The organism is Mycolicibacterium aichiense, from assembly GCF_010726245.1.
Lineage (GTDB): Bacteria > Actinomycetota > Actinomycetes > Mycobacteriales > Mycobacteriaceae > Mycobacterium > Mycobacterium aichiense.
Genome location: NZ_AP022561.1, coordinates 2,948,811 through 2,971,350 on the forward strand (window position 1 = coordinate 2,948,811; position 22,540 = coordinate 2,971,350).

At 66.9% G+C, this 22,540-nt stretch carries 24 protein-coding genes; 12 read left to right on the top strand and 12 right to left on the bottom strand.

Translation table 11 applies throughout. The features are described from left to right. Positions 1-23: 23 nt before the first annotated feature. Positions 24-1,826, top strand: coding sequence for an N-acyl-D-amino-acid deacylase family protein (locus tag G6N32_RS14355; RefSeq protein ID WP_172507292.1), 1,803 nt, complete (start codon positions 24-26; stop codon positions 1,824-1,826). Further along, a complete protein-coding gene (locus tag G6N32_RS14360; protein ID WP_115320162.1) occupies positions 1,816-2,286 on the top strand; it encodes a nuclear transport factor 2 family protein in 471 nt (156 codons plus the stop codon). The genes G6N32_RS14355 and G6N32_RS14360 overlap by 11 nt, the downstream gene beginning before the upstream one ends. 5 nt (positions 2,287-2,291) lie before the next feature. Here G6N32_RS14360 and G6N32_RS14365 read toward each other — a convergent pair whose 3' ends face one another. After that, a complete protein-coding gene (locus tag G6N32_RS14365; RefSeq protein WP_147292032.1) occupies positions 2,292-2,822 on the bottom strand; it encodes a hypothetical protein in 531 nt (176 codons plus the stop codon). Between the two features lie 177 nt (positions 2,823-2,999). On the opposite strand from G6N32_RS14365, the gene G6N32_RS14370 reads away from it, so the two are divergent. Next, entirely contained in the window at positions 3,000-3,398 is a 399-nt protein-coding gene (locus G6N32_RS14370; protein ID WP_115320164.1) for a hypothetical protein, read from the top strand. A 3-nt stretch (positions 3,399-3,401) separates the two neighbouring features. Here the strand turns inward: G6N32_RS14370 and G6N32_RS14375 are convergent, their stop codons facing one another. The 3 genes from G6N32_RS14375 to G6N32_RS14385 are packed head-to-tail and all read right to left on the bottom strand — an operon-like array spanning position 3,402 to position 6,411. Next, entirely contained in the window at positions 3,402-4,517 is a 1,116-nt protein-coding gene (locus G6N32_RS14375) for an amidohydrolase family protein (protein WP_232077675.1), read from the bottom strand. Then, positions 4,518-5,876 (bottom strand): type I glutamate--ammonia ligase, encoded by a 1,359-nt coding sequence (locus tag G6N32_RS14380; protein WP_410432775.1) that lies wholly within the window; start codon positions 5,874-5,876, stop codon positions 4,518-4,520. A gap of 37 nt (positions 5,877-5,913) precedes the next feature. Further along, positions 5,914-6,411 carry a carboxymuconolactone decarboxylase family protein gene (locus G6N32_RS14385; protein WP_083119157.1) on the bottom strand — a complete coding sequence of 166 codons (498 nt, stop codon included), beginning with the start codon at positions 6,409-6,411 and terminating at the stop codon, positions 5,914-5,916. An 81-nt stretch (positions 6,412-6,492) separates the two neighbouring features. On the opposite strand from G6N32_RS14385, the gene G6N32_RS14390 reads away from it, so the two are divergent. Then, positions 6,493-7,398: an FkbM family methyltransferase gene (locus G6N32_RS14390; RefSeq protein WP_163789268.1), complete on the top strand. Its 906-nt coding sequence runs from the start codon at positions 6,493-6,495 to the stop codon at positions 7,396-7,398. A gap of 1 nt (position 7,399) precedes the next feature. Here G6N32_RS14390 and bfr read toward each other — a convergent pair whose 3' ends face one another. Continuing rightward, positions 7,400-7,879 (bottom strand): bacterioferritin, encoded by a 480-nt coding sequence (gene bfr / locus G6N32_RS14395; RefSeq protein ID WP_083119154.1) that lies wholly within the window; start codon positions 7,877-7,879, stop codon positions 7,400-7,402. Positions 7,880-8,040: 161 nt separating this feature from the next. On the opposite strand from bfr, the gene G6N32_RS14400 reads away from it, so the two are divergent. Continuing rightward, on the top strand, positions 8,041-8,226 hold the full coding sequence (locus G6N32_RS14400; RefSeq protein WP_083119152.1) for a (2Fe-2S)-binding protein: 186 nt from the start codon (positions 8,041-8,043) through the stop codon (positions 8,224-8,226). A gap of 1 nt (position 8,227) precedes the next feature. Here G6N32_RS14400 and G6N32_RS14405 read toward each other — a convergent pair whose 3' ends face one another. The 5 genes from G6N32_RS14405 to G6N32_RS14425 form a co-directional block, all read right to left on the bottom strand. Next, positions 8,228-8,983 carry an enoyl-CoA hydratase/isomerase family protein gene (locus tag G6N32_RS14405; protein ID WP_115320166.1) on the bottom strand — a complete coding sequence of 252 codons (756 nt, stop codon included), beginning with the start codon at positions 8,981-8,983 and terminating at the stop codon, positions 8,228-8,230. A 60-nt stretch (positions 8,984-9,043) separates the two neighbouring features. Continuing rightward, positions 9,044-10,363, bottom strand: a complete 1,320-nt coding sequence (locus G6N32_RS14410; protein ID WP_232077677.1) for an HNH endonuclease signature motif containing protein — start codon at positions 10,361-10,363, stop codon at positions 9,044-9,046. 86 nt (positions 10,364-10,449) lie between these two features. Continuing rightward, positions 10,450-10,893 carry a TIGR03618 family F420-dependent PPOX class oxidoreductase gene (locus G6N32_RS14415; RefSeq protein WP_115320168.1) on the bottom strand — a complete coding sequence of 148 codons (444 nt, stop codon included), beginning with the start codon at positions 10,891-10,893 and terminating at the stop codon, positions 10,450-10,452. Beyond that, complete coding sequence (locus G6N32_RS14420) at positions 10,890-11,591, bottom strand: EthD domain-containing protein (protein WP_115320169.1); 702 nt, start codon at positions 11,589-11,591, stop codon at positions 10,890-10,892. The genes G6N32_RS14415 and G6N32_RS14420 overlap by 4 nt, the downstream gene beginning before the upstream one ends. An 18-nt stretch (positions 11,592-11,609) precedes the next feature. Beyond that, a complete protein-coding gene (locus G6N32_RS14425; RefSeq protein WP_115320170.1) occupies positions 11,610-12,233 on the bottom strand; it encodes a PaaI family thioesterase in 624 nt (207 codons plus the stop codon). A 152-nt stretch (positions 12,234-12,385) separates the two neighbouring features. Here G6N32_RS14425 and G6N32_RS14430 point away from each other — a divergent pair, with 152 nt between their 5' ends. Further along, the gene (locus tag G6N32_RS14430) at positions 12,386-13,969 is read left to right on the top strand and encodes a SulP family inorganic anion transporter (protein ID WP_115321199.1); all 1,584 of its coding nucleotides are present in this window, start codon (positions 12,386-12,388) and stop codon (positions 13,967-13,969) included. A 610-nt stretch (positions 13,970-14,579) separates the two neighbouring features. Next, positions 14,580-16,142, top strand: a complete 1,563-nt coding sequence (locus G6N32_RS14435; protein WP_163789270.1) for a hypothetical protein — start codon at positions 14,580-14,582, stop codon at positions 16,140-16,142. Positions 16,143-16,150: 8 nt separating this feature from the next. Here the strand turns inward: G6N32_RS14435 and G6N32_RS14440 are convergent, their stop codons facing one another. Beyond that, positions 16,151-16,534 (bottom strand): cupin domain-containing protein, encoded by a 384-nt coding sequence (locus G6N32_RS14440; RefSeq protein WP_115320173.1) that lies wholly within the window; start codon positions 16,532-16,534, stop codon positions 16,151-16,153. 70 nt (positions 16,535-16,604) lie between these two features. On the opposite strand from G6N32_RS14440, the gene G6N32_RS14445 reads away from it, so the two are divergent. From G6N32_RS14445 to G6N32_RS14460, 4 genes are read left to right on the top strand one after another with little or no spacing between them, the layout of a single operon-like run. Next, complete coding sequence (locus G6N32_RS14445) at positions 16,605-18,293, top strand: tetratricopeptide repeat protein (RefSeq protein WP_115320174.1); 1,689 nt, start codon at positions 16,605-16,607, stop codon at positions 18,291-18,293. Positions 18,294-18,310: 17 nt separating this feature from the next. Beyond that, entirely contained in the window at positions 18,311-19,027 is a 717-nt protein-coding gene (locus tag G6N32_RS14450; RefSeq protein ID WP_232077114.1) for a rhomboid-like protein, read from the top strand. 9 nt (positions 19,028-19,036) lie between these two features. Continuing rightward, on the top strand, positions 19,037-19,516 hold the full coding sequence (locus G6N32_RS14455; RefSeq protein ID WP_115320175.1) for a nucleoside deaminase: 480 nt from the start codon (positions 19,037-19,039) through the stop codon (positions 19,514-19,516). Further along, positions 19,513-20,820 carry an alpha-amylase family glycosyl hydrolase gene (locus G6N32_RS14460; protein ID WP_115320176.1) on the top strand — a complete coding sequence of 436 codons (1,308 nt, stop codon included), beginning with the start codon at positions 19,513-19,515 and terminating at the stop codon, positions 20,818-20,820. Before G6N32_RS14455 ends, G6N32_RS14460 begins: the two co-directional genes overlap by 4 nt. On the opposite strand, the gene G6N32_RS14465 is transcribed toward G6N32_RS14460, so the two are convergent. Continuing rightward, entirely contained in the window at positions 20,815-21,231 is a 417-nt protein-coding gene (locus G6N32_RS14465; RefSeq protein WP_115320177.1) for a DUF1810 domain-containing protein, read from the bottom strand. The two genes, G6N32_RS14460 and G6N32_RS14465, sit on opposite strands and share 6 nt — an antisense overlap. A 224-nt stretch (positions 21,232-21,455) precedes the next feature. On the opposite strand from G6N32_RS14465, the gene G6N32_RS14470 reads away from it, so the two are divergent. Next, entirely contained in the window at positions 21,456-22,454 is a 999-nt protein-coding gene (locus G6N32_RS14470) for an esterase family protein (RefSeq protein ID WP_115321202.1), read from the top strand. Positions 22,455-22,540 lie beyond the last annotated feature (86 nt).

Here is a 22,540-nt window from a genome sequence, read left to right on the forward strand (position 1 = left end):
AGCAAACGGTTCTATTGACGCTCGTGAGCTACGACACAATCATCCGCAACGGCCGATGGTTCGACGGAACGGGTGCCCCGTCCGGGATCCGGGACATCGGCATTCGCGACGGCCGCATCGCCGCGGTCAGCCTGCGCCCCCTCGACGTCACCGGCTGCGACGACGTCGTCGAAGCCGGCGGCAGGTGGGTGTTGCCGGGGATGGTCGACGTGCACACCCATTACGACGTCGAGGTGCTCGGCGGACCGGGCCTGCCGGAGTCGGTGCGGCACGGTGTCACCACCGTGCTGCTCGGTTCGTGCTCGCTGTCCACGATTCACGTCGGCGGCAGCGACGCCGGCGACCTGTTCGGCCGCGTCGAGGCGATTCCGCGCGAGCACGTCGTCGCAGCAATCGACGAGGCCAAGACCTGGACCACTGCCGAGGGCTACGTCCAGGCGCTCGAGTCACGTCCCCTGGGGCCCAACATCGCGGCGTTCATCGGTCACTCCGACATGCGGACCGCGGTCATGGGATTGGACCGTGCGACCCGAGACGATGTGCGGCCCAGCGCCTCTCAGCAAGCCGAGATGGAACGCATGCTCGCCGAAGCGCTGGACGCCGGATTCGTCGGGTTGTCGTCCCAGCAGTTGCTGTTCGACAAGATCGACGGCGAGACCTGCCGGTCGCGCACACTCCCGTCGACCTACGCCAAGCCCCGCGAGCTCCGCCGGCTCAAGTCGCTGTTGCGCAAGCGCGGCCGCGTGCTGCAGTCCGGACCGGACATCCAGAATCCGCTGAACCTCATTTCCCAAGTGGCACAGTCGATTCCGGTGTTGCGCAACCAGCTGAAGACGAGCCTGCTTTCGGCTGCCGATGTCAAGGCCAATCCGTTCGCGATCTGGATCATGGGCCCGCTGGCCAAAGCGGCGAACACCTTCGGCGGCGACTTCCGCTGGCAGCACCTGCCGGTGCCGTTCGAGGTGTACGCCGACGGGATCGACCTGGTGGTGTTCGAGGAGTTCGGCTCGGGTGCGGCCGCGCTGCACCTGCGCGACGAGGTCGAGCGCAACGCCCTGCTGGCCGACGAGGAGTACCGGCGCCGGTTCCGCAAGGACTATGACTCCAAGTACGGGGTGCGGGTGTGGCACCGCGACTTCTTCGACGCCGAGATCGTCGGCTGCCCCGACGAGACGGTGGTCGGCAAGTCCTTCGGTCAGGTCGGCGTGGACCGGGGCGGACTGCATCCGGTGGACGCGTTCCTCGACCTGGTCCTCGAGCACGGCACCAAGCTGCGCTGGCGCACCACGATCTCCAACCACCGGCCCGAGGTGCTCAAGAAACTCGCCCGCGACCCCGGGGTCCAGATGGGCTTCTCCGATGCCGGTGCACACCTGCGCAACATGGCGTTCTACAACTACGGTCTGCGGCTGTTGCGTCATGTGCGCGACGCCGACCGCAAGGGCCGACCGTTCATGTCGGTGGAGCAGGCCGTGCACCGGATGACCGGTGAGCTGGCCGACTGGTACCAGATCGACGCCGGCCACCTTCGGGTCGGTGATCGGGCCGATCTGGTGGTGATCAATCCCAAGCGTCTCGACAGCCACCTCGACGACTACGCCGAGCAACCTGTCGAGCAGTACGCCGGCCTGCCCCGAATGGTCAACCGCAACAACGACGCCGTCGATCTGGTCCTGATCGGCGGGCGCGCGGTGGTCCGGGACGGCGAACCGACGCCCGTACTGGGGTCCGAGCGGACCGGTAGCTTCCTGCGGGTCGGCCGGGCGACCGCGGCACCCGCAACGGCGACGACCACCACGGAAACGGAGCTCGCGCATGTCAATTGACACTTCGGCGGTACCCACGGATGTGGCTGCGACCGTGTTGGGCATGTGGAAGGCACTGTCGAACCGCGACTGGGAGACGCTGAAGACGTTCCTGTCCGACGACTGCATCTACGTCGACATGCCGGTCGGTCCGATCGCGGCCGCGCGCGGTCCCGAGGATATCGTCAAGCGGCTCAAGATCGGGCTCGAGCCGCTGGCCGGCTACGAGAACCATGACGGCGTGCTGGTGAGCAACGGCGTGGACACCATGTACGAGCACTCCGAGACGTGGACATTCCCGACCGGCGAGCAGGGCGTGCTGCGCTTTGTCACGGTGCACAAGGTTGCCGACGGCAAGATCACGCTGTGGAAGGACTACTGGGACATGAACGGGCTGACCAGCTTCGCCCCGCCGACCTGGCTCGAAGACCTGGCGAGCGCCGACATGTCGTGGATGTTCGACGCAACCGGCCTGATCTGATCCGGCTAGCCCAGCCGGACCGATTCGCCGAGATCCTGATCCAGAATCGTTCCTGCTCGCCCCATCGCGGCGTTGCCTGATCGCAGGAACTCGAGCGAGTGCCGCAATTCGTTGGAGTCGATGTCATCGGTTGCGGCCATGCAGAAGTGCATCGCCACGTCGTAATCCGAGAGGCCGGCCTGGAATTCGGCGCCGAAAGCGGGATCAGGCGGTGGCATGTGGCCCTGCAGTCCAGCAACTCCGTGGTGGTATCTCGCGCACGCCGCGCTCAGCGACACGACGTCGTTGGCCTGCGCTGCCGCCGACACCGCATCCGTTGCCGACTGGATTGCCCTGACGTGGTCCTGGACGTTGTCCCACCACGCCCGCATCGACTGCCGCAGCGGCGGTGTGGGCGGTGCGACGGTCCGAGTCTGGGTGAGCGTCGACGGCGCAGCAGTGACCACGCTGGTCTTCGTCGGCAGACCGCCCGGCGGACCACACGCGGCCAGCGCCATCGTGGTGATCCCGGCGACGAGCATCCGAGGCGAGCGCATGGGAACCAGCGTCACCCCGTGGCAGCGGGATCGGGAGGGTCCAAGGGCCCCGATAGTCCCGACCCGACGGCCGGCACCCCGAGGATCTTGGCGGCGAACGGGCTGATCTGAGCACCAGCCGGGGCCTGCGACGCTAGTCTGATCAGGCCGAACCGGCACCGTCGTCAGGAGGCATAGATGCGCAGGGTCCTCATTGGGTCGATTGTCGCGTCGGGACTGCTGAGCGTGGCGATACCGCTCGCCGGACCGGCGTCGGCGACCTCATGCCACTCCCCGAGCTGCGTGCCGAATGTCGCGCAGAACGTCGTCGGTGGAACACCCTGCACCCCGAGTCCGGGCTTCGTCTTCGGGTTCGACAGCCAGAAGAACACCCTGATCTGCGCGGCCAGCGGCGTGTGGGTGGCGACCGGACCCTTGGTCGGTGAGGCGGCCAACGCGCTGCCGTGCACCACTCCTGGAACCACCGCGCAGCAGCGGGTGGCCGGCGACGAATGGGAACCCAAGGTCTACGGGGTTCCGCTGATCTGCACCGGACCGGCCGACTGGGCGCACTGGAAGCACTTCCCGCCGTCCTGACTGCTAGAGACGGTAGACGCGGACGGCGTTGTCCCGCCCGATCAGATCGACAACCCGGATCGCATCGGCCTCGCTCCACTGGCCGCTCGCCACGAACCCGGCGAGCACCGCAGCCATCCCCGCCCGCCAGAGCCGTGAACCGAGATAGTGCAGCTCGGCGGGGCCGAAAGCGTCCGAGGAGTACAAGATCTTGCGAAACGGGGCCAGCTCCAGCGTGCGCGCGATGAAGGCTTCCGCGCGGGCTCCGAGATGGTTGATGCTCAGGCCGACATCGAGGTAGACGTTGTTGAAAGCCTGTGCCAGATAGCCGGCTTCGCGTTCGTAGGGATAGCAGTGCAATAGCACGATCGGCGTGCTGCCGGACTGGCGCAGCAAGTCCAGCAGGAACATCGGGTTGGTCCGGTGCAGATCGCAGTCCCGGTCGCCGAGACCGACGTGGAACTGCAGCGGCTTACCCAGCCGAAGAGCTTCGTGCACACCGAACCTCAGCAGCGTGCGGTCGGTCAGCCGCACCCCGCCGGCGTCGCGCCACCGGGCTGCAGCGACGGCGACATCGCGTGGGCCGGGTTCCGACAGATCACCCTCGAAGCCACCCCGATAGGCCAGCACCGACTTGGTGGCGACCGCAGACTCGGTGCGCTGGTCCAGGATTCGGCGGAACGCATCGGCGTAGTCGCCCGAGGACGCGGCCGCCTGCTCGGCGACCTCCTCGAGACGCACGATCTCACCGACCTCGCCCCCGGACGCGGCGGCAATCTCGGGCAACCCTGCGATGGCGCCGGGCAGGCCGGTGTCGACCAACCAGTCGCTGACGCCGGCGGCAGGCAGGAACACTCGCGCCAGCTGCTCTTCGGTCAGTTCACTGCGACGTTCCCAATAGGTCTGCGGGTCGCTATGTTCGGCGAGCCCGAGCAGCGGCGCGCAGTGGGCGCGCATCGCGAAACCGAGCTGGGTGTCGAAGCCGGAATCGAAGTCGGCAAGCGGTTCGATGTTGGCTTCGTTGAGCCCGTTCTCGAAGCGCCTGCGGTCACCGGAGGTGAGCCAGTAGCCGTGAACGTGGTTGTCCACCAGACGGATACCGGCGATGTGGTCGTCGAGCGCCGAAACGGACAGAGACACTCATAAGCTCCATGCCATCCGGAACTTCTCGGTCAGCGCCTCGGGGTCCAGGTGCGAATACATTTCATGCTCGTAGCGGCGGACGGCAACCAGGACGTCGACGGCCGCGTCGCCGAGGATCGCCCGCAGCCGGGCCGAGCCGTCCAGTGCCGCAATCTCCTGGGCCTGGTCAGTGCTCAGCGCGACGGTTCCGGCGGCCGCGCGGTCGTCGTCGGACAAGGTGCCCGGGTCGACCGTCGTCTCCGGCGGCAGTGCGGTGCCGTTCTCGATTCCGTCGGCCGCGAGGCCGAGGATCGCGGCGGTGGCGAAATACGGATTGGCCGACGGGTCGACGACCTTCACCTCCACGTTGGCCCCATCCGGGTTGCCGTGTCCCCCGCGGACGAAACGCACTGCCGCTTCCCGGTTCTCGGTTCCCCAGCACGCGTAGGCACCGGCCCAGTTGCCGGGTTTCATCCGCAGACCGGACACGATCGACCCGCAGAAGATCAGCTGCGCCTGCGGCAGCCCGGCGACGATGCCGCCGATGGCGTTCTCCCCTTCGGGGGTCATCCCCTGCGCGCCGGACCCGCCGGCAAACACCGGGCTGTTGGCTCGCGACAGGGAGAAATGTTGGTGCGCACCAGAACCCACGCTCCCGGCGAACGGCACTGGGGACAGGCTCACCCGAAGTCCGTATGTGCGGGCCACCCGGCTGATGATGATGCGGGTCAGGATCAACTGATCGGCGGCGGCCACCGGCGACTTCGGGGCCAGCGATATCTCGAACTGGTTGATGCCGTACTCGGGGTGGAACTGCTCGATGCCGACACCGGCGGCCGCGGCCGCCGCGGTCACGTCCCGAACGAAACCTTCGTATTCCAGCACTCCGGCCAGCCCGTACTGGGCCCACAGGTTGCCGGGCAGCCGGTTACCCTCCGCATCGACCAGCAGGAACTCGATCTCGTGACCGACCAATGCCTGATAGCCGGCGGCGGCCAACCGGGCCTCGATGCGTCCGAGAGTCCCGCGCGCGCAGGCCGGAACCGGGTTGCCGTCCTGGTCGTAGAACGAGGCCGGCGCCCACGCCAGTCCACCGCCGATGACCCGCAACGCGTCCAGATCGATGCGCACGCGCTGGTCGCCGACCACGCTGATGCCCGGGGCGAAGGCGATCCCCGCGCGATCGATGGCGAACCCATGGGTGACCGGGCTGAAACCCAGCCCGGGATCGGCGAACGCGTTGATCCGGCGGACCGGCACGGTCTTCGCGTGGGTCAGGCCGGCGGGATTGACGAAGGTCCCGACGACGGTACCGACGCCGTCGGCGTCCAATTGCCCGATAGCTGCGCCGGCCGGCGGTGTGGTCATGGCAGCCATTGTGCCGACCGCACCGGCCGGATGCGACGGATAGCCGCTACGCGCGGCTCGGCAGAGTCAGCTTGCAGCTCTGTCCGATGTCCAGCGTGCTGAGCATCCGGCCCATGCCGACCCACATGGCGCACGACAACGTCAGGTCGGCCATCAACTCGTCGGAGAAATGCTCGCGGGCCCGATCCCAGAAATCGTCGTCGTATTTGAGCTTGGCCCAATCGGTTCCGAAGCGGTGGGCGAACTCGGCGGCGATGCGCTCCTGCTCGCTGTAGCCCTCCCACGTCTTCCACTCCAGCACGTGGTCGTAGAGCTCCTCGTCCACACCGGCCGCCGGCCCGTCGGCGTCCCGGGTGTTCTGGCACAAGACGCATTCGTTGTCCTGCGCGATCACCGCGCGGGCGAGTTCACGCACCCGCATCGGCAGCCGGTTCTTGTCGCTGTACACCGCATGGGAGAAGGCCGCCATCGCCGTACCCAGGTCGGGAGACTTGACGATCCAGCCCGCGACGTCGTCGTCAGGGAAGTTTCCGATTCGGCTCATGGGCGTGATGGTACGCCGGGAAACGCCGATCTGGAACGTGTTCTAGTTTGTTGGCGAGATCGGCTGAGGGACAATACGGCGGTGCCCGGTCTCCCGCTCCGTCGACTGGTGATGGGCCCGCCGAGCGGCGGCACACCGGTGACCCTGCCCAACGGGATGCGCATCCATCAGTGGCAGCGGATCGAAACCAACTTTCTGTACCCGGAGATCTTCGGCGCGGACTCGGTGTATGCCAGGGGCGGATACATCGACTTCCAGCCCGGCTCAGTCATTGTCGACGCCGGCGCGAACATCGGGATGTTCACCTTGTTCGCGGCGCTGCGCTGCCGAGGCGAGGCCGAGGTGTTCGCGTTCGAACCGATTCCCACCACCTACTCGGTGCTGGCGGTCAACACCGAGGCCGCCAACCGCGGTGAGTACGCCGCGGCGATGGGTGCCCGGCCCGGTGCGTCCCTGATGATCCACCCGATCAACCGCGGCCTGTCCGCGACGGACGAGACGGTGGTATTCGCGCACCACCCGAACTTCTCCCTGTGGAGCACGCGGGATGCGGAATTCGCACGCCAGCGACTGGACCGGTTCGTGGCCGATGTGGCCGGCTTCATCCCGGTCGCTCCGCTGGCCGTGCGCCGAGCCGCGGTGCGGCCGGTGGTCGCCTGGATGGGCCGCACCACCACGGTGGCCGCCACGCTGGTCCCGCTGTCGTCGGTCATCGAGGAGTACGGCCTGACACGCATCGACATCCTGAAACTCGATGTCGAGGGTGCCGAAATCGCAGTGCTGCAAGGAATCACGCCGACCCACTGGGACATGGTCCGTCAGGTGGTGTTGGAGGTGGAGTACTTCGCCACCAAAGACGTCATCGTCGAGATGCTCGAAGCGCACGGGTTCACGACGTACTGGTTTGCCAGTGAGCGCGAGCGCTACGGCGCCGTACAGAGCGAAGTGTGCATGGTCTACGGGTGGCGGGCCGAAGACCGCTCGTAGGTCACTTCGGGGGTCGTGACACGCACTGCGCCGAGTACAGCTCCACGCCCAGCTTGTCCATCAGCTCCAGCTGCGTCTCGAGGTAATCGATGTGGTGCTCCTCATCGGCCACGATCTCCTCGAAGAGGTTGGCCGTGGTGGAGTCCAGCTTCTCGCGGCACACGATGATGGCCGGCTTGAGCCTCGCGACCACCTCGTACTCGATGGCCAGGTCGCTCTCGAACTGCTCGCGCAGGGTCTGCCCGACGCGCAGCGAGCCGAGCCGCTGATAGTTGGGCAGGCCGTCGAGCAGCAGAATGCGGTCGGTGATGGCCTCGGCGTGGCGCATCTCGTCGAAGGATTCGTCGCGGGTGTGCTTGGCCAGCTCGGTGAAGCCCCAGTTGTCCTGCATCTTGGAGTGCAGGAAGTACTGGTTGATGGCGGTCAGTTCGCTGGTCAGCTGCTCATTGAGCAAGCGAAGAACTTCCGGATCACCTTGCATGACGTCTCCCCAATTTGGCTGCGGAGATCACCCTAGTGCAACGACATCGCCGGTTTCGGTCAGCTGAATGGGACGGCATGTTGTAGGGGTACCTAACTAAGGTTAGTCTCGGCTAATATGACCGGTGTGCGACGCCGCCCTGTGACGAGAGTGAATCGCTGATGTACGTGTGCCTCTGCGCAGGAGCGACCAGCGCCACGGTCACCGAGGCTGTTGCCCGCGGAGCGTGCACGTCCAAGCAGGTCGCCGCGGCGTGCGGCGCGGGAGGTGACTGCGGCCGGTGCCGTCGCACCGTGCGGGCCATCATCGAACAGCACTTCGCCGCCAGTACGGCGCGAGCGAGCTGACTCAGGACTTTCCGCGGTGGAAATCCGCCAGCGCCTCGGCGTTGGCCGCAGCACCCATCAACTTCTCGAACAGGGCGTTCTCCCGCGCGGTGGCGTCGGCGATGCCCTGCCGGAACGGCGCGACCATGGTCTGCTTCACGGCCATCAGGCTCGAAATAGGCCGGGAGGCAAGCACTTCGGCGTGCTTTCGAGCGTCGGCGATCAGATCGTCGGGCTCACTGACCCGCCAGACCAGACCCATCCGCAGCGCTTCAGCGGCGTCCACCCACTCCGAGGACATCAGCAGCCACGCCGCGTTCTGCCGACCGATCAACTGCGGCAACAGGTATGACGACGCCGCCTCCGGAGCTACCCCCAGACTGGTGAAGGGGCATTTCAGCCGCGCTGTCGACGACATGAACGCCAGGTCGGCATAACCCAGAATCGTGGTGCCGATACCCAGGCCGACTCCGTTGACCGCGCAGATCAGCGGCTTGGGGAATTGGCTCAGCGCGGTGATCAGGCCGGGGAATCCGTGTGTGCCCTGGACGAAGTCGGGATTGGTGATGCGCTCCTGCATGTCGCCAAGGTCCTGGCCGGCGCTGAAGGCGCGGCCCGCTCCGGTGATCATGACGACGGCAACCTCGGGATCGTCGGCGGCGGCGAGTAGCGCCTCGGCGGTGGCGTCGTAGAGGGCCTCGTTGAAGGCATTGAGAGCGTCCGGGCGATTGAGGGTGATCGTGCGGACCCGGTTCTCGTCGTCGATGAGCAGCGTCACGCGGCACACCCTAACGGTGGGGCACACCGAGGCGGGTAGCCACAGCCCGGCAGGTGAGACCTAGCTACCCAGCAGTCGTTCTGGGTGGTGGCAGTCGTTGACGCCGCCGCGCAGCATGGGTAGCTGTGGTGGGGGGATCCATTCGGTGTTGCCGTTGGCGAGTTTTCGGGTTTTCCAGCCGTGGTCGAGGAGTCGGTGATCGGCTCGGCAGGCCAGGGTGAGGGTGTCGATGTTGGTCAGCCCGCCCTGGGCCCATTCGTCGACGTGGTGGACCTCGGTGAGATAGCCCGGTGCGTCACATCCCGGGCGGGTGCAACCGCGTTCCTTGCTGTGCAACATGATCCGCTGATCAGGTGTGGCGATGCGTTTGGTGCGGCCCAGCCATAACGCCTGCCCGCGCACCCCGTCGAACAGGGCGAGGTAGTGGTAGGCGTGGCTGGCCATCCGGATGACGTCGGGGATGGGTAGCAGGGTTCCGGTGGCGGTGACCGCATGCCCGGTCTTGGCCTGCAGGTCCTGCAGGGTGGCCGAGACGATCACCGTGACGGGTAACCCGTTGTGCTGACCGAGTTTCGGGTCCCCGAGCTGCCCGCGCACCAGTGCGGTCAACGCATCATGCTGGCGTTGGGCGTGGCTGCGCAGGTCGCGGTCGGCCACGTCCTCGGATGGTGTGAGGGTGGGGGTCTGGTCGGCGGGGTTGCACACCCCGGGTGCGGCGAACTTGGTGAACCACCCATCGAGCAGCGCCCGCAACTCCGGCGTGGCGATCAGCCGGCCCACACTCATCCCGTCGACTTGTTGCCCACCGCACCAGACGAAGCCGCGTTTGCGGGCGCGGTCGTCATCGGAGAACGTCCCGTCGGGGTTGAGGTGCAGTGCGAGCCGGTGGGCGATCTTGTCCAACTGATCGGGCCGCATCGTCTGGGCGTGCTCGGCCAGTGTGCGTTCGGCCCTCTCGACCTCCACCGTCGGGACATGATCGGGCAAGTCACGGAAGAATTTCTGGATCACCCGCAGATGCTCGCCATCCAATTTCCCGTCATGCCAGGCCTTAGAGGTCTCGGGCAGCAGCGGCGGCAGAGGCTCACCGGTCAACGCCCGCCGCGGCCGGAGTTGCTCGGCATCTCGGATCCGGCGTTTGGCCTCCCGCGGGCTGATCCGCAGCACATCGGCCAGGGTGATCGGTACCGGCGGGCAGCCCTCGACGTGTTCCAGCCGAGAGATCAATGCGTGAGAGACCGCGACCTGCTGGCGGAGCAGGCTCTCGCACTCCTCGAGCACGACAAACCGATCAGCAGGGGAAAGTTCATCGAAATCGACCGCAGCCAAGGACTCGAGATATCGATCCCGGGCCTCGCGCATAACGTCGACCACACTCACACTTCGAACACTAGTGCGAATCACCGACAAAAATGGTTGCCGGCAGCGAACCTGGGGATGACCGCGGATCTGGGGATAAACCCAGGTCAGCCGTTGGAGTACACCCGGGTCGGCGCCACCAGCACCACGACGCGGCCCTGCTCGACCATCGTCCGGTCGTACTCGGCCCAATTGTCGTGCGTGCCACCGCAGGCGGTGAACACCTCGCGCAGCAGCAGCCGCAGCTGGTCCGCGGACGCCAGCCATGCAGGCTGGTCGTCGGGACCGGCGAGTTCGGCCCGGCCCTCCACCGACGCCCACTGCCAGCCGTCGCGGAACGTCAACGTCACCGCGGGCCGGGCCCGCAGGTTCGCCAGCTTGACCCGGCCATAGGTCACGAAGCCCAGTACTGGTTCACCGGTGGCCGGGTGCGCGACGATCCCCGCGTTCACCAATGACGCCTGAATGGTGTTGTCGGCGCGCAGTGTCGCGACCACCGCGAGGCCCCGGTCGGCCTGGGCCAGCGTGACCGCCTCGTCCAGCGTGGTCATGCCGAGAACGGGCTGCGAAAGTTGTAGCGGCTGGTGGGCACCGCGTCGATGTTCACGTTGGCGCCGAATGCCGCTGTGCTGGCGACCATCTGCTCCATGCGGCTCTGCAGGTCGGCATCGTCGGCGGCGCCGAAGAACGCGTGCAGGCTCCTGACCGCCTCGATCGGGAAATGCTCCTCGACGATCGCATTGATCACCGGGGCGTCCTCGGTGATCGCGCGCACCACATAGTTCTGCACGTAGGTGAACGTCGACTGGGTCGCGATCGCCACCGGCGTGTGGTTGCCGTGCCAGCGGGACAACCACGTGCGCTCGTCCATGTCGGCGGGACGCCGCAGCAGCGCCATGTTGGCCAGCCCCGGCGACCGCTCTCCGGGCGGGGTCGACGGCGGCGGCAGCGGCGCGGACTCCGTCACCAAGTAGGCGGCGATCTCCTCGGCGTAGTGACCGAGCAGCTCCAGCGCCATCAACATCTGGTCGCCGTAGTACTGCTGAGTCCACACACTGACCAGCGCCTGCACCGGCGGGTCCAACACCGTCAGGGTCATCATCGAATCGCGAACGTCGCGGTCGCGGACGTTGATCGTCAGGCCGGGCAGACCGAGCGCGAGCAGTTCCTCCGCGACCGGACCCCGCAGTTGTTCGGCCCACTCGTCGTCGGCCGCACTGGTGCGCAGCGTGACTATCACCTTCTCCATGGCGCGAACCTACCTCAGTCAGTCGCGCAGCCAGCGCGGAGTGATGAAGACGCCCTCGGCCTCCACTGTGATGCCCTCGGCGTCGGAAATATGGCCGGAGACAAAGGTTTTCACGCCGTCGACGCGGGTGATCTGCGCTTCCGCGTGCAGCGGCCCGAGTGGGCAGGCGCGCAGGTACCGCACGGTGATGCTGCCGGTGAAGCGGGGTTTGGCGTCGGGGCTGGCCGCCTCGCCGAGCACATGATCCAGAATCAGCGCCGACACTCCCCCGTGCACATGTCCGGGCGGGCCTTCGTAGGCGGCACCGAGGTGGAAGTCGGCCCAGCGCCGGTCATCCTCATCGCGGTGAATGACCAGCGGCGGGGCGGTCGGGTTGCGTAGACCGATGACGGCATTGCCCCAACTGATGCTCCGCCCCGACGGGGTCCTTTTTACCCCGAATGCGCCGTCGATCTGCTTGCTCCGCAATCGGGCGGTCGCCGCGTCGATGTCGGCCTTCACCGCGGCGACGGTCTCGGCGTCCACCTCGGTGCGGATCGTCGCGTCGACCAGCGCACGCACCGAGACGGCCAGCGGCTCGTAGATCGCCCGCAGCCGTTCGATGTCCTCGGCAGACAGGTCCTCGACGGTGAACTCCAGCACCTCAGCACTAGAACATGGCGCCGGTGTGCTGTCGAACCAAGGTCTCGCCGCGCACTAACACAAACGACACACAACTGACCCCTGGTTGGAACGCTGGCGTCGAGAATCACCAGGTAGCGCTCGATGTCCCGACGCGCCAGAAAGGCATGCCGATGAGCACCGACGTCACCGAGCCCGCGACACCGTCGAGCGAGCTGAAGATCCCGTGGTGGACCCGCGGCGATCTCAACGCCTTCTTCGGGCTCGGATTCAACATCCTGGTCAACGTCCTCACCCTGACCACGCTGATGATCGGGGTCGTCAAGCTCCCAGCCGACGACGTGCTGGGCACTGTGCTGCCCGCGCTCGGCGTTGCCCTCGTGCTGGGCAACCTCTACTACACGTTCCTGGCCCGGCGGCTGGCCCGGCGGGAGAACCGCACCGACGTCACCGCCCTGCCGTACGGGCCCAGCGTCCCGCACATGTTCATCGTGGTCTTCGTCGTGATGCTGCCGGTGTACCTGGCCACCAAGGATCCGATCGAGGCCTGGAAGTCAGGGCTGGCCTGGGCGTTCATGATCGGCGTCATCGTCATCATCGGCGGGTTCGTCGGCCCCTACATCCGCAAGCTCACCCCGCGCGCGGCCATGCTGGGCACCCTGGCCGGCATCTCGATCACGTTCATCTCGATGCGCCCGGCCGCGCAGATGTGGGAGGCCGCCTGGATCGGCCTGCCGGTGCTGGCGATCATCCTGATCGGCTTCTTCACCGACGTGAAGCTGCCCGGCAACATCCCCGTCGGTCTGGTGGCATTGCTCGTCGGCACTGCGATCGGCTGGATCGGCGGGTTCATGTCGGCACCCGATGTCAGCCAGGCCGTCTCCGACATCGCGATCGGCATCCCCGACCTGCGGCTCGATCTGTTGGGCTCGGGCCTGGCGCATCTGGCTCCGCTGCTGGGCACCGCAATCCCGTTGGGCGTCTACAACTTCACCGAGGCGATGAGCAACGTGGAGAGCGCCGCGGCCGCCGGTGACAACTACAACCTTCGCAGCGTGCTGCTGGCCGACGGCGCCGGCGCGGTGATCGGTTCGGCGTTCGGCTCGCCGTTCCCGCCGGCGGTCTACATCGGCCACCCCGGCTGGAAGGACGCCGGCGGCCGGGCGGGCTACTCGCTGGCCAGCGGCGTGGTCATCGGCGTGCTCTGCTTCCTCGGATTGTTCGGGGTGCTGGCCGCACTGCTGCCGGTGCCTGCGATCGTGCCGATCCTGCTCTACATCGGTCTGCTGATCGGCGCCCAGGCCTTCCAGGCCGTGCCGCGCCTGCACGCGGTGGCAGTCGTCGCGGCGTTGCTGCCCAACCTCGCCCAATGGGCCAGCGGACTGATCGACAACGCGCTGAACGCCGCCGGAACGTCGGCGGCCAAGGTCGGCATGGACGCCCTCGGCGGCGCCGGCGTGGTCTACGACGGACTGCAGACGCTCGGCGAGGGCGCCATCCTGGTCGGCCTGCTGCTGGGCACCATGGTGACGTTCATCCTGGAGAAGAAGTTCCGCTACGCCGCTCTGGCGTCGGTGGTGGCCGCGGCACTGTCGTTCGTCGGCCTGATCCATGCGCCCGAGATCGCGTGGGCCGCCAATCCTCAAGTGGCGCTGGGCTATCTGTTCTTCGCGGTGGTGTGCCTGCTGTATTCGCTGCTACCCGCAGCCAAGGAGCCGGTGACCGTCGACGAGTCCGACATCGTCGCCGGGCACTGAGTAGGCCGCTCGTCACCAGCTTCCGGTGCGGGGACAGACAGCAACACCGCCTTGAATTGCTGTAGACACCGAATGTCGACGATGTCGACATTCGGTTGATCGCTGCGAAGATGAACGGCGCGCCCGAAAGGCGCTCTCCCACTCTGACTGCCCGCATACTTACCAAGCGGTTTCGGCTCGGTGAACGGTCGTCGACGACCTCGTTCTTGGCGCACAGGAAATTGCCAGATCTACTTACGCTATCGGCAATAAGCCGGAAAGTTCCTCGAGAAGGTGCGCCGTGGAATCACCATCGACCAGAGCACGTCTGACATCGGCCGTCTTCGCGACGGGACTGGGCCTCGCGATCGTGGCCTGCCCTTGGAACGCAGCGGCCGTCCCGGGCGACACCAACACGTCGGGCTCAGCGTCATCCGCACACTCCGCACGCAAAGCGGGCCCCGCAAAGCCCGCCGCACGCAGTGAAGACGACGGGTCCGTATCCACCTCGGCGACGTCCGCGAAGCGCCCCGCGAGCACCCCACAATCGAACCGCCACGTCACCTCGTCGGGACGCGTTGGGATCGAAAAGCCCGCAGCGACGGCGGTTGGTCTCCCGACGGGCTTTGATGTGACCGCAGAGCCTACGAGTGTCCAACTTCCTGCCGAAACCGGCGGACCCGCGGCAGAATCCGACAACCAAACGCCGTCGGCAGCGTCCTTGGCAGCGGTACCCGTGATGGGCGTGGTATCACGTCTTTCGGCACTGGCCACCGGTCCCTCGCTGCCAGATCCGCCCGCCATTCCGCGACCACTGGAAGTGTTGGGCTGGGCGCTGTTTCGTCGCACGGAGATCTCGGCGCTGGGCACCACAACCCAGGGATTCGTCTTTAGGAACGAGAGCAGTGATTCGGTGACGTTCGTGGGCTACGGAACCACCGAACGTCCAGAGAACGGCGGACCAGCGCCCGACACCGTCGTCGCGCCCAACCAAACGATCCGATTCGAAGTTGTCTACAACTTTCTGAAGACGACGCGAGTCCAAGCACTGTTCACGACAGCCGAGGGCAACACGGTCTTCACCGCCAACCTCACCGTGGGCCCGTTCAACGAGGCCTCATCCACCTGTGCGAGCGCCGGTGGCGGCCAGCGATGCGTAGCAGACGGAAAAAACCTCAGGTTCACCAATCCTTCGGCACCGAATCTCGCGGCCTTGCTCAACGCCGTGGATGCCACGCCGACGCGTCCCGGTGATCAATTGCGCGGCGTCGTCGCGGGACTGCTGGGTACCACGACGCAGGGCTACACCATCTACAATCTCACCGGCAAACCGGTCACCGTGATCGGTTACGGCACAACTGAACTCCCCGAGAACGGGTTGCCCAAGCCCGGCACCGTGATCCCGGTGGGGGGTACCGCCCGTACCGAGGTGATCTACAACTTCCTCCGAACGACGACGGTCGAGCCGGTGTTGCGAGTAGGGCCGGACGGAACGATATTCACCGCCGACCTGACTGTCGGGCCCTTCAACGGCGCGTCGTCGACATGCGGTGCGGTCGGCGGAAGCGAGCGCTGCTCGGCCGACGGGAAGACGGTGGTATTGGTGCAGGCGCCCGGCGCAAACACCGTCATCGGACCGGACCAGGCCGCAACGCAGGCCAGAATCATCGAGGCGTTGTGCAAGGACGGCGGCATAGGGAAGTGCGAGTTCAAGCCGGAGACGGAGTCCGAGGGGCTCAGCGCACCCAAGAACGTGGCCAGTCCAATCATCAACAGGGGGCAGAACCCCATCAAGAGGACGCTCAAGCTCATCGATGTGCGCAGCCAGACCGATAGCCTCAACATCACCGCCAAGGCGTCGTTCAGCAACTTGACGAAGACCATCAACGCCGAGATCCAGACTGCCTACGGGCACACGTGGACTTTCACCAAGACCTTCGAAGAAGACATCGAGGTGACCACGCCCCCGGGCTACACCACGACCGTCACCACCAGACAGCCCGTCTGGCAGGTGACGGGCACCTTCACGGTGATCGTCGACGACAGCACGTTCACGCTGACGGGTGTTCAGTTCAACACCCCGATCAAACAGGACGACTTCGGCTCCTACGAAGTGACCGACACACCGAACGCCCCGACGAGGTCGCCGGTGCCGCGGTGGCTTTCGGCGGTGTTCGCGGCGCTCGGTCTCTGAGGACAGCGTCAGTCCGCGACGAACGGGACCTCGGCGCCCTCGGCGAGCACGATGTAGAGCCGGCGCCACGGGTCGGCGTCGACCAGGCGCCACTGGTGGCCGGAGCCGACGGTGTCCTCGGCCAGCAGCACGTCGCCGGGGGCAAGGGTGAACTCCTCGCCGTCGCGGGTGGTGAACGCCAGCGTGCCCGCGAGCGTGACGACGAGCTGGCGCACCGGCGCGGTGTGCCAGGCCAGCGTGCCGCCGCTGGCCGTCTCCTCCGCCGTCACTCGCGTCGACGACATCGCCGCCGACACCAGGTCATCGTTGCGTCCCGGCGACACACCGAGCCTGCCGATCTCGACGTGGGACTGCTCGTCGGCTCCGGTGAACAAACGCACGCAGCGAATCACTTGGGCACCCTTTCGTTCTGGTCGGTTGCAACGGTATCGGCAGTCGCCGCGCTGACCTAGGGTGTGCAGCATGGCGGTTCCACTCGGCGACACCGAGCCGTACTACGACCTCGGTGACTACCACCGGCCCGTCGACACTCCCTCGCCGCAGGCGCAGGTGTGGTTCGACCGCGGACTGGTGTGGGCCTACGCCTTCAACCACGAGGAGGCGATCACCTGCTTCGAACGAGCCCTGGCGCTCGACGCCGATCTCGCGATCGCCCGGTGGGGCATCGCGTACGCCATCGGCCCGAACTACAACAAGGGTTGGGACGCCTTCGATCCCGTCGATCTGACCGCCTCCCTGGCCCGGGCCCGGATGGAACTGAAGCTGGCCGCCACGAGCCGCGGCAGCGTCGTCGAGCACGCCCTGATCGCGGCGCTGGCAACCCGGTTTCCCACCGACGATCCCGACGACGCCGACGCTCTGGCGGCCGGCCACGTCGCCTACGCCGAGGCCATGGCCGAGCTGGCGCGGGCGTACCCCGATGACGTCGACGTCCTGGCCCTGGCCGCCGATGCGCTGGTGAACATCACGGCATGGGCGTTGTGGGACACCGCAACCGGGGATCCGGCCCCCGGATCGCGGGTGCTGGAGGCCACGGCGCTGTTGGACGCCGCGCTGCGCACCGACGCCGGGCGCGCCCATCCCGGTGTGTTGCACCTGTATATCCACGCGATGGAGATGTCGGCCCATCCCGAGGACGCGCTGCCGGCCGCCGACCTGCTGCGCGGCCTGGTGCCCGACGCCGGTCATCTGCAGCACATGCCGTCGCACATCGACGTGCTGTGCGGCAACTACCGAGATTCGGTGCTGGCCAACCAATCCGCGGTGGCAGCGGATCGGCGCTTCGTCGCGCACGCCGGGCCGCTGAACTTCTATTCGCTCTACCGGGCCCACGATCTGCACTTCATCGTCTATTCGGCGATGTTCGCCGGCCAGTCGCAGATCGCGCTGGCTGCCGCCGACGAGCTGTCCGGGCAGCTGACCCCCGAACTGCTGACCATCGAGTCGCCACCGATGGCCGACTGGCTGGAAGCGTTCGTGCCGCTGCGGGTGCACGTGCTGATCCGGTTCGGCCGCTGGGACGAGCTGATCGCCGAGCCGCTGCCCGCCGACACCGAGTTGTATTGCACGACAACGGCAACCATTCACTATGGGCGCGGGGTCGCGCATGCGGCCAAGGGTCAGCTGGCCCAGGCGGTTGCCGAGCGGGAGGCGTTCGCCGCAGCCTACGCGGGCGTCCCGGAGTCGCGGTATCTGTTCAACAACACCAGCCGCCACATCCTGGCCGTCGCGGCGGCGATGCTCGACGGTGAGATCGCCTACCGGGAAGGCGATTTCGACGCGGCCTTCGAGCATCTGCGACGGGCGATCGCACTCGACGACGAACTTCCCTACGACGAACCGTGGGGCTGGATGCAGCCGACCCGGCACGCCTATGGTGCATTGCTGCTCGAGCAGGGGCGTGTCGAGGAGGCCGCCGCGGTGTACGCCGCCGACCTCGGCCTTGACCCGACGCTGAGCCGGCCGTGTCAGCATCCGGGCAATGTGTGGAGCCTGCACGGCTATCACGAATGCCTCCAGCGGCTCGGCCGTGACGCCGAAGCGGTGATCATCGGCCGGCAGCTCGAACTGGCCAAAGCCCGCGCCGACGTCCCGATCCTGGCATCGTGCCTGTGCCGGCTGGAGGTTCTCAGCAAGGACTGTTGCCACTGAGGCAGTAATCTCGGTGGGTGCACGACGGCCTCGAACCCCCCTCGCCGGTCCTGCCGACCCGGCGCGGCTGGCCCGGCCGAGTCGTGCACTTCATCGGCACCGCACCGGTGACATTCGGCTGGCTGGCCGTGCTGTTCCTGACGACGATCGCCCAGCATCTCCTCCCCCGCTGGCACCTGCTGGAGCTGCTGCGCAAAGACTCGACGAACCTCCACCACCTGGCGTCCGACCCGATCCGGGTGCTCATCACCAGCCTGCTGTGGCTAGACGGCGCGGCGTGGTGGCCGTACCTGGTGGGGTTCTGTCTCTTCCTGGCCCCGGCCGAACGCTGGCTGGGGCGCCTGCGCTTCGTGATCGCCGGGCTGATCGCCCACATCGTCGCCACCTACGCCAGTGAGGGCTATCTGTACTGGCAGATCCAGGAGGCGCTGATCTCACCGCGCTACCTCAACGCCCGCGACATCGGCGTCAGCTACTTCGCCGTCGGCATCGTCGGACTGCTGACCTATCACATCGCACGCCCGTGGCGCTGGCTGTACCTCTTCATCGTGCTCGCCTATTGCGTGGGCGCGGTGGCGATCACGCCGACATTCACCCCGGTCGGACACCTGGTTGCGCTGTTCGTCGGATTCGCCTGCTACCCGCTGGCCCGCGGCCGTCCCGGCTCACCGGTGGATCCGATGCGGCTCCTGGAGCTTTGGCGCTTCCGCCATCCACCGACACCGGTTGCGTAAGGTGAGGACGTGGCGCTCGACGACCAGGACCTCCGGCGGCTCGGCCGCTGCGTCGAACTTGCCCGCACAGCGCTGAACGCCGGAGACGAGCCGTTCGGCTCCATCCTGGTCGACGCCGACGGCACGGTCCTGTTCGAGGACCACAATCACGTCGCGGGCGGCGACGCCACCGCCCACCCCGAACTCGCGATCGCACAGTGGGCCGCCGCCAACCTCTCCCCTGACCAGCGGGCCCGCGCCACCGTCTACACCTCCGGCGAACACTGCCCGATGTGCGCGGCCGCGCACGCCTGGGTTGGCTTGGGCCGCATCGTGTTTGCCGTCGCAGGTGCCCAGCTGGCCGAATGGCTCACCGACTGGCAGGTGCCACTGCCGCCGGTGGCCACCCTGCCGATCACCGCGGTCGCCCCGCGGCTGCCGGTCGACGGCCCAGCCCCTGAGTACCGCGACGAGATGGTGGCCCTCTACGCCGCGAAGTTCGCGCCATGAGCGACTGGGTGCGCCACGCGATCTGGTGGCACGTCTATCCGCTCGGTTTCGTCGGCGCCTTCCCCGCCGCCGAGCCGCCCGGCGCGCACGAGCACCGGCTCCGCCGCCTCGTCGACTGGCTCGATCATGCCGTCGAACTCGGCGCATCGGGAATCGCGCTGGGTCCCGTCTTCGCCTCCCGCACCCACGGGTACGACACCACCGATCACTTCCGCATCGACCCGCGACTCGGTGACGACGACGACTTCGATCACCTTGTCTCCGAAGCACATCAGCGCGGACTGCGGGTCCTGCTCGACGGTGTGTTCAACCATGTGGGAACGGAATTCGAGCGTTACCTACGTGCCGTCGATGGCAGTGACCCCGAAGCGCGGTCGTGGTTTCGCGGCCGCCCCGGCCACTTCCACACCTTCGAGGGACACGGCGAGCTCATCACCCTCAACCACAAGAGCCCGGCCGTCGTCGATTACACCGTCGACGTCATGACCCACTGGCTGGCCCGGGGCGCCGACGGCTGGCGACTCGATGCCGCGTATGCGGTACCGGAGTCGTTCTGGGCCCAGGTGCTCCCCCGGGTCCGCGAAGCCCATCCCGACGCCTGGTTCGTCGCCGAGGTGATCCACGGCGACTACGCCGCGTTCGTCGACGGCTCCGGCGTCGACTCGGTGACCCAGTACGAACTATGGAAGGCGATCTGGAGCAGCCTCAACGACGGCAACTTCCACGAGTTGGACTGGGCGCTGCAGCGCCACAACGACTTCCTGGCCAGATTCGCGCCGCTGACGTTCGTCGGCAACCACGACGTCACCCGGATCGCCAGCAAGCTGGACCGCCCCGAGCAGGTGGCCCACGCGCTGGTGCTGTTGTTCACCACCGGCGGTGTCCCCAGCGTCTACGCCGGTGACGAACTCGGCTACCGCGGCGTCAAGGAAGAACGGGCCGGCGGCGACGACGCGGTACGTCCCGAGTTCGGGGCGCCACCCGTCCCGCTGGACGCCGCGGGTCGCGAGACATGGAATCTGCACCAGTACCTCATCGGCCTGCGCCGGCGCAATCCCTGGCTGTACGACGCGAAAACCACAGCGCTGCAAGTGGACAACCGCGGCTATGCCTACGAGACCCGCAACGGTGACGATGCCCTGATCGTCGCGCTCAACATCGACGACGCGCCGATGACGCTGCCGGTCGCCTCGCTCATCGGCGGGCAGGCTCAGCTGGTGGGCGGCACGGCGGCACCGCCCGAAGAGATCGTCGACGAGGTGGTGGTCCCGCCGCAGGGCTGGCTGGTGCTGCGCCCGCTATAGCAGCTCGAGCGTGCGGGTATCCCGCTCGCCGCCGTAGAACTTGTCAAGCACCGCCACGAAGTCGGCGTTGTCATCGGTGGCCTGCTCGAACAGCGTCATCGACGAGCACACCTTGAGATTGTCGGGCCAGCCGAAGATCTCGTCTATCGCGCTGCCCTCGATCGCCAGGACCAGGCGCGCACACTCGTGCAGCCGTGACCCGAGCACTGGATGCGCCAGGTAGGCCTGCGCCTCGGCGAGCGATGAGATGCCGAAACGCTTTGCGGTGGAACTATTTCCGAGTGCGCCGAGCTGAGGGAAGATGAACCAGATCCAGTGGCTGCGCTTAGCCCCGGCCCGCAGCTCGGCGAGCACCTGGTCGTACACGCGGTCCTGGGCGTCGACGAAGCGACGCAGCTCGAACGGGTCCATGCCTCCACTGTATCGTTGCCGCGGCGTGACCTTCCTGTTACTGACGCGCGGTCAAAGATGTTGGCCGACTGGATATCCCGAGTCCCCCGCGTCGCCTGATCGTTAGCGAACCGCGATATGCCACACCGCCGCGCGTGCCGAGTCGGCGCTACGCACCGTGATTAGCTGCCAGAGCACAGCACTTCTCCACTGTGATACACGTACGAAAGGTGATGGTTTCCGTCATGAAGATCGTCGATAAGATGCGAGGCACTTGGTTGCGCCGCGTGGCCGCAGCCTTCGTGGCCGCACTCGCTCTGCCCGGCCTGATCGGTGTCGTCGGCGGGTCGGCGACCTCGGCCGCCTTCTCCAAGCCCGGACTCCCGGTTCTCTACCTCGATGTCCCGTCCGCCGCGATGGGACGCAATATCCGAATCCAATTCCAGGGCGGTGGCCCGCACGCGGTGTACCTGCTCGACGGCCTGCGCGCCCAGGACGACTACAACGGCTGGGACATCAACACCCCGGCGTTCGAGTGGCTGTACGGCTCGGGCCTGTCGACCGTCATGCCGGTCGGCGGACAGTCCAGCTTCTACACCGACTGGTACCAGCCGTCGCAGGGCAACGGGCAGAACTACACCTACAAGTGGGAAACGTTCATGACCCAGGAGCTGCCGGCGTACCTGGCCGCCAACTACGGGGTCGACCCGAACGGCAATGCTGTCGTCGGTCTGTCGATGGCCGGTAGCGCATCGCTGACCTACTCGATCTACTACCCGCAGAAGTACACCTACGCCGCATCGCTGTCCGGCTTCCTGAACCCCTCCGAGGGCTGGTGGCCGATGCTGATCGGTCTGGCGATGAACGACGCGGGCGGGTTCAACGCGCAGAGCATGTGGGGTCCGTCGTCTGACCCGGCGTGGCGCCGCAACGACCCGATGGTCAACATCAACCAGCTGGTCGCCAACAACACCCGGATCTGGATCTACTGCGGCACCGGTACGCCGTCGGATCTCGACACCTCCGGTGGCGGCGGCAACCTGATGGCCGCTCAGTTCCTCGAAGGCTTCACGTTGCGCACCAACAAGACCTTCATGGACAACTACCTCGCGGCTGGTGGACGCAACGGCGTGTTCAACTTCCCCGCGAACGGCACGCACAGCTGGGGCTACTGGGGACAGCAGCTGCAGCAGATGATCCCGGACATGCAGCGGGTTCTGGGAGCAACTCCTTCCGCCGGCTGATCCACCCCTGACAACAGCGAGCCTGTCGCCACCCCCCCGGCGGCAGGCTCGCTGCTTTGTCTGGGCGGTCCGCGCGGGGAACAAAC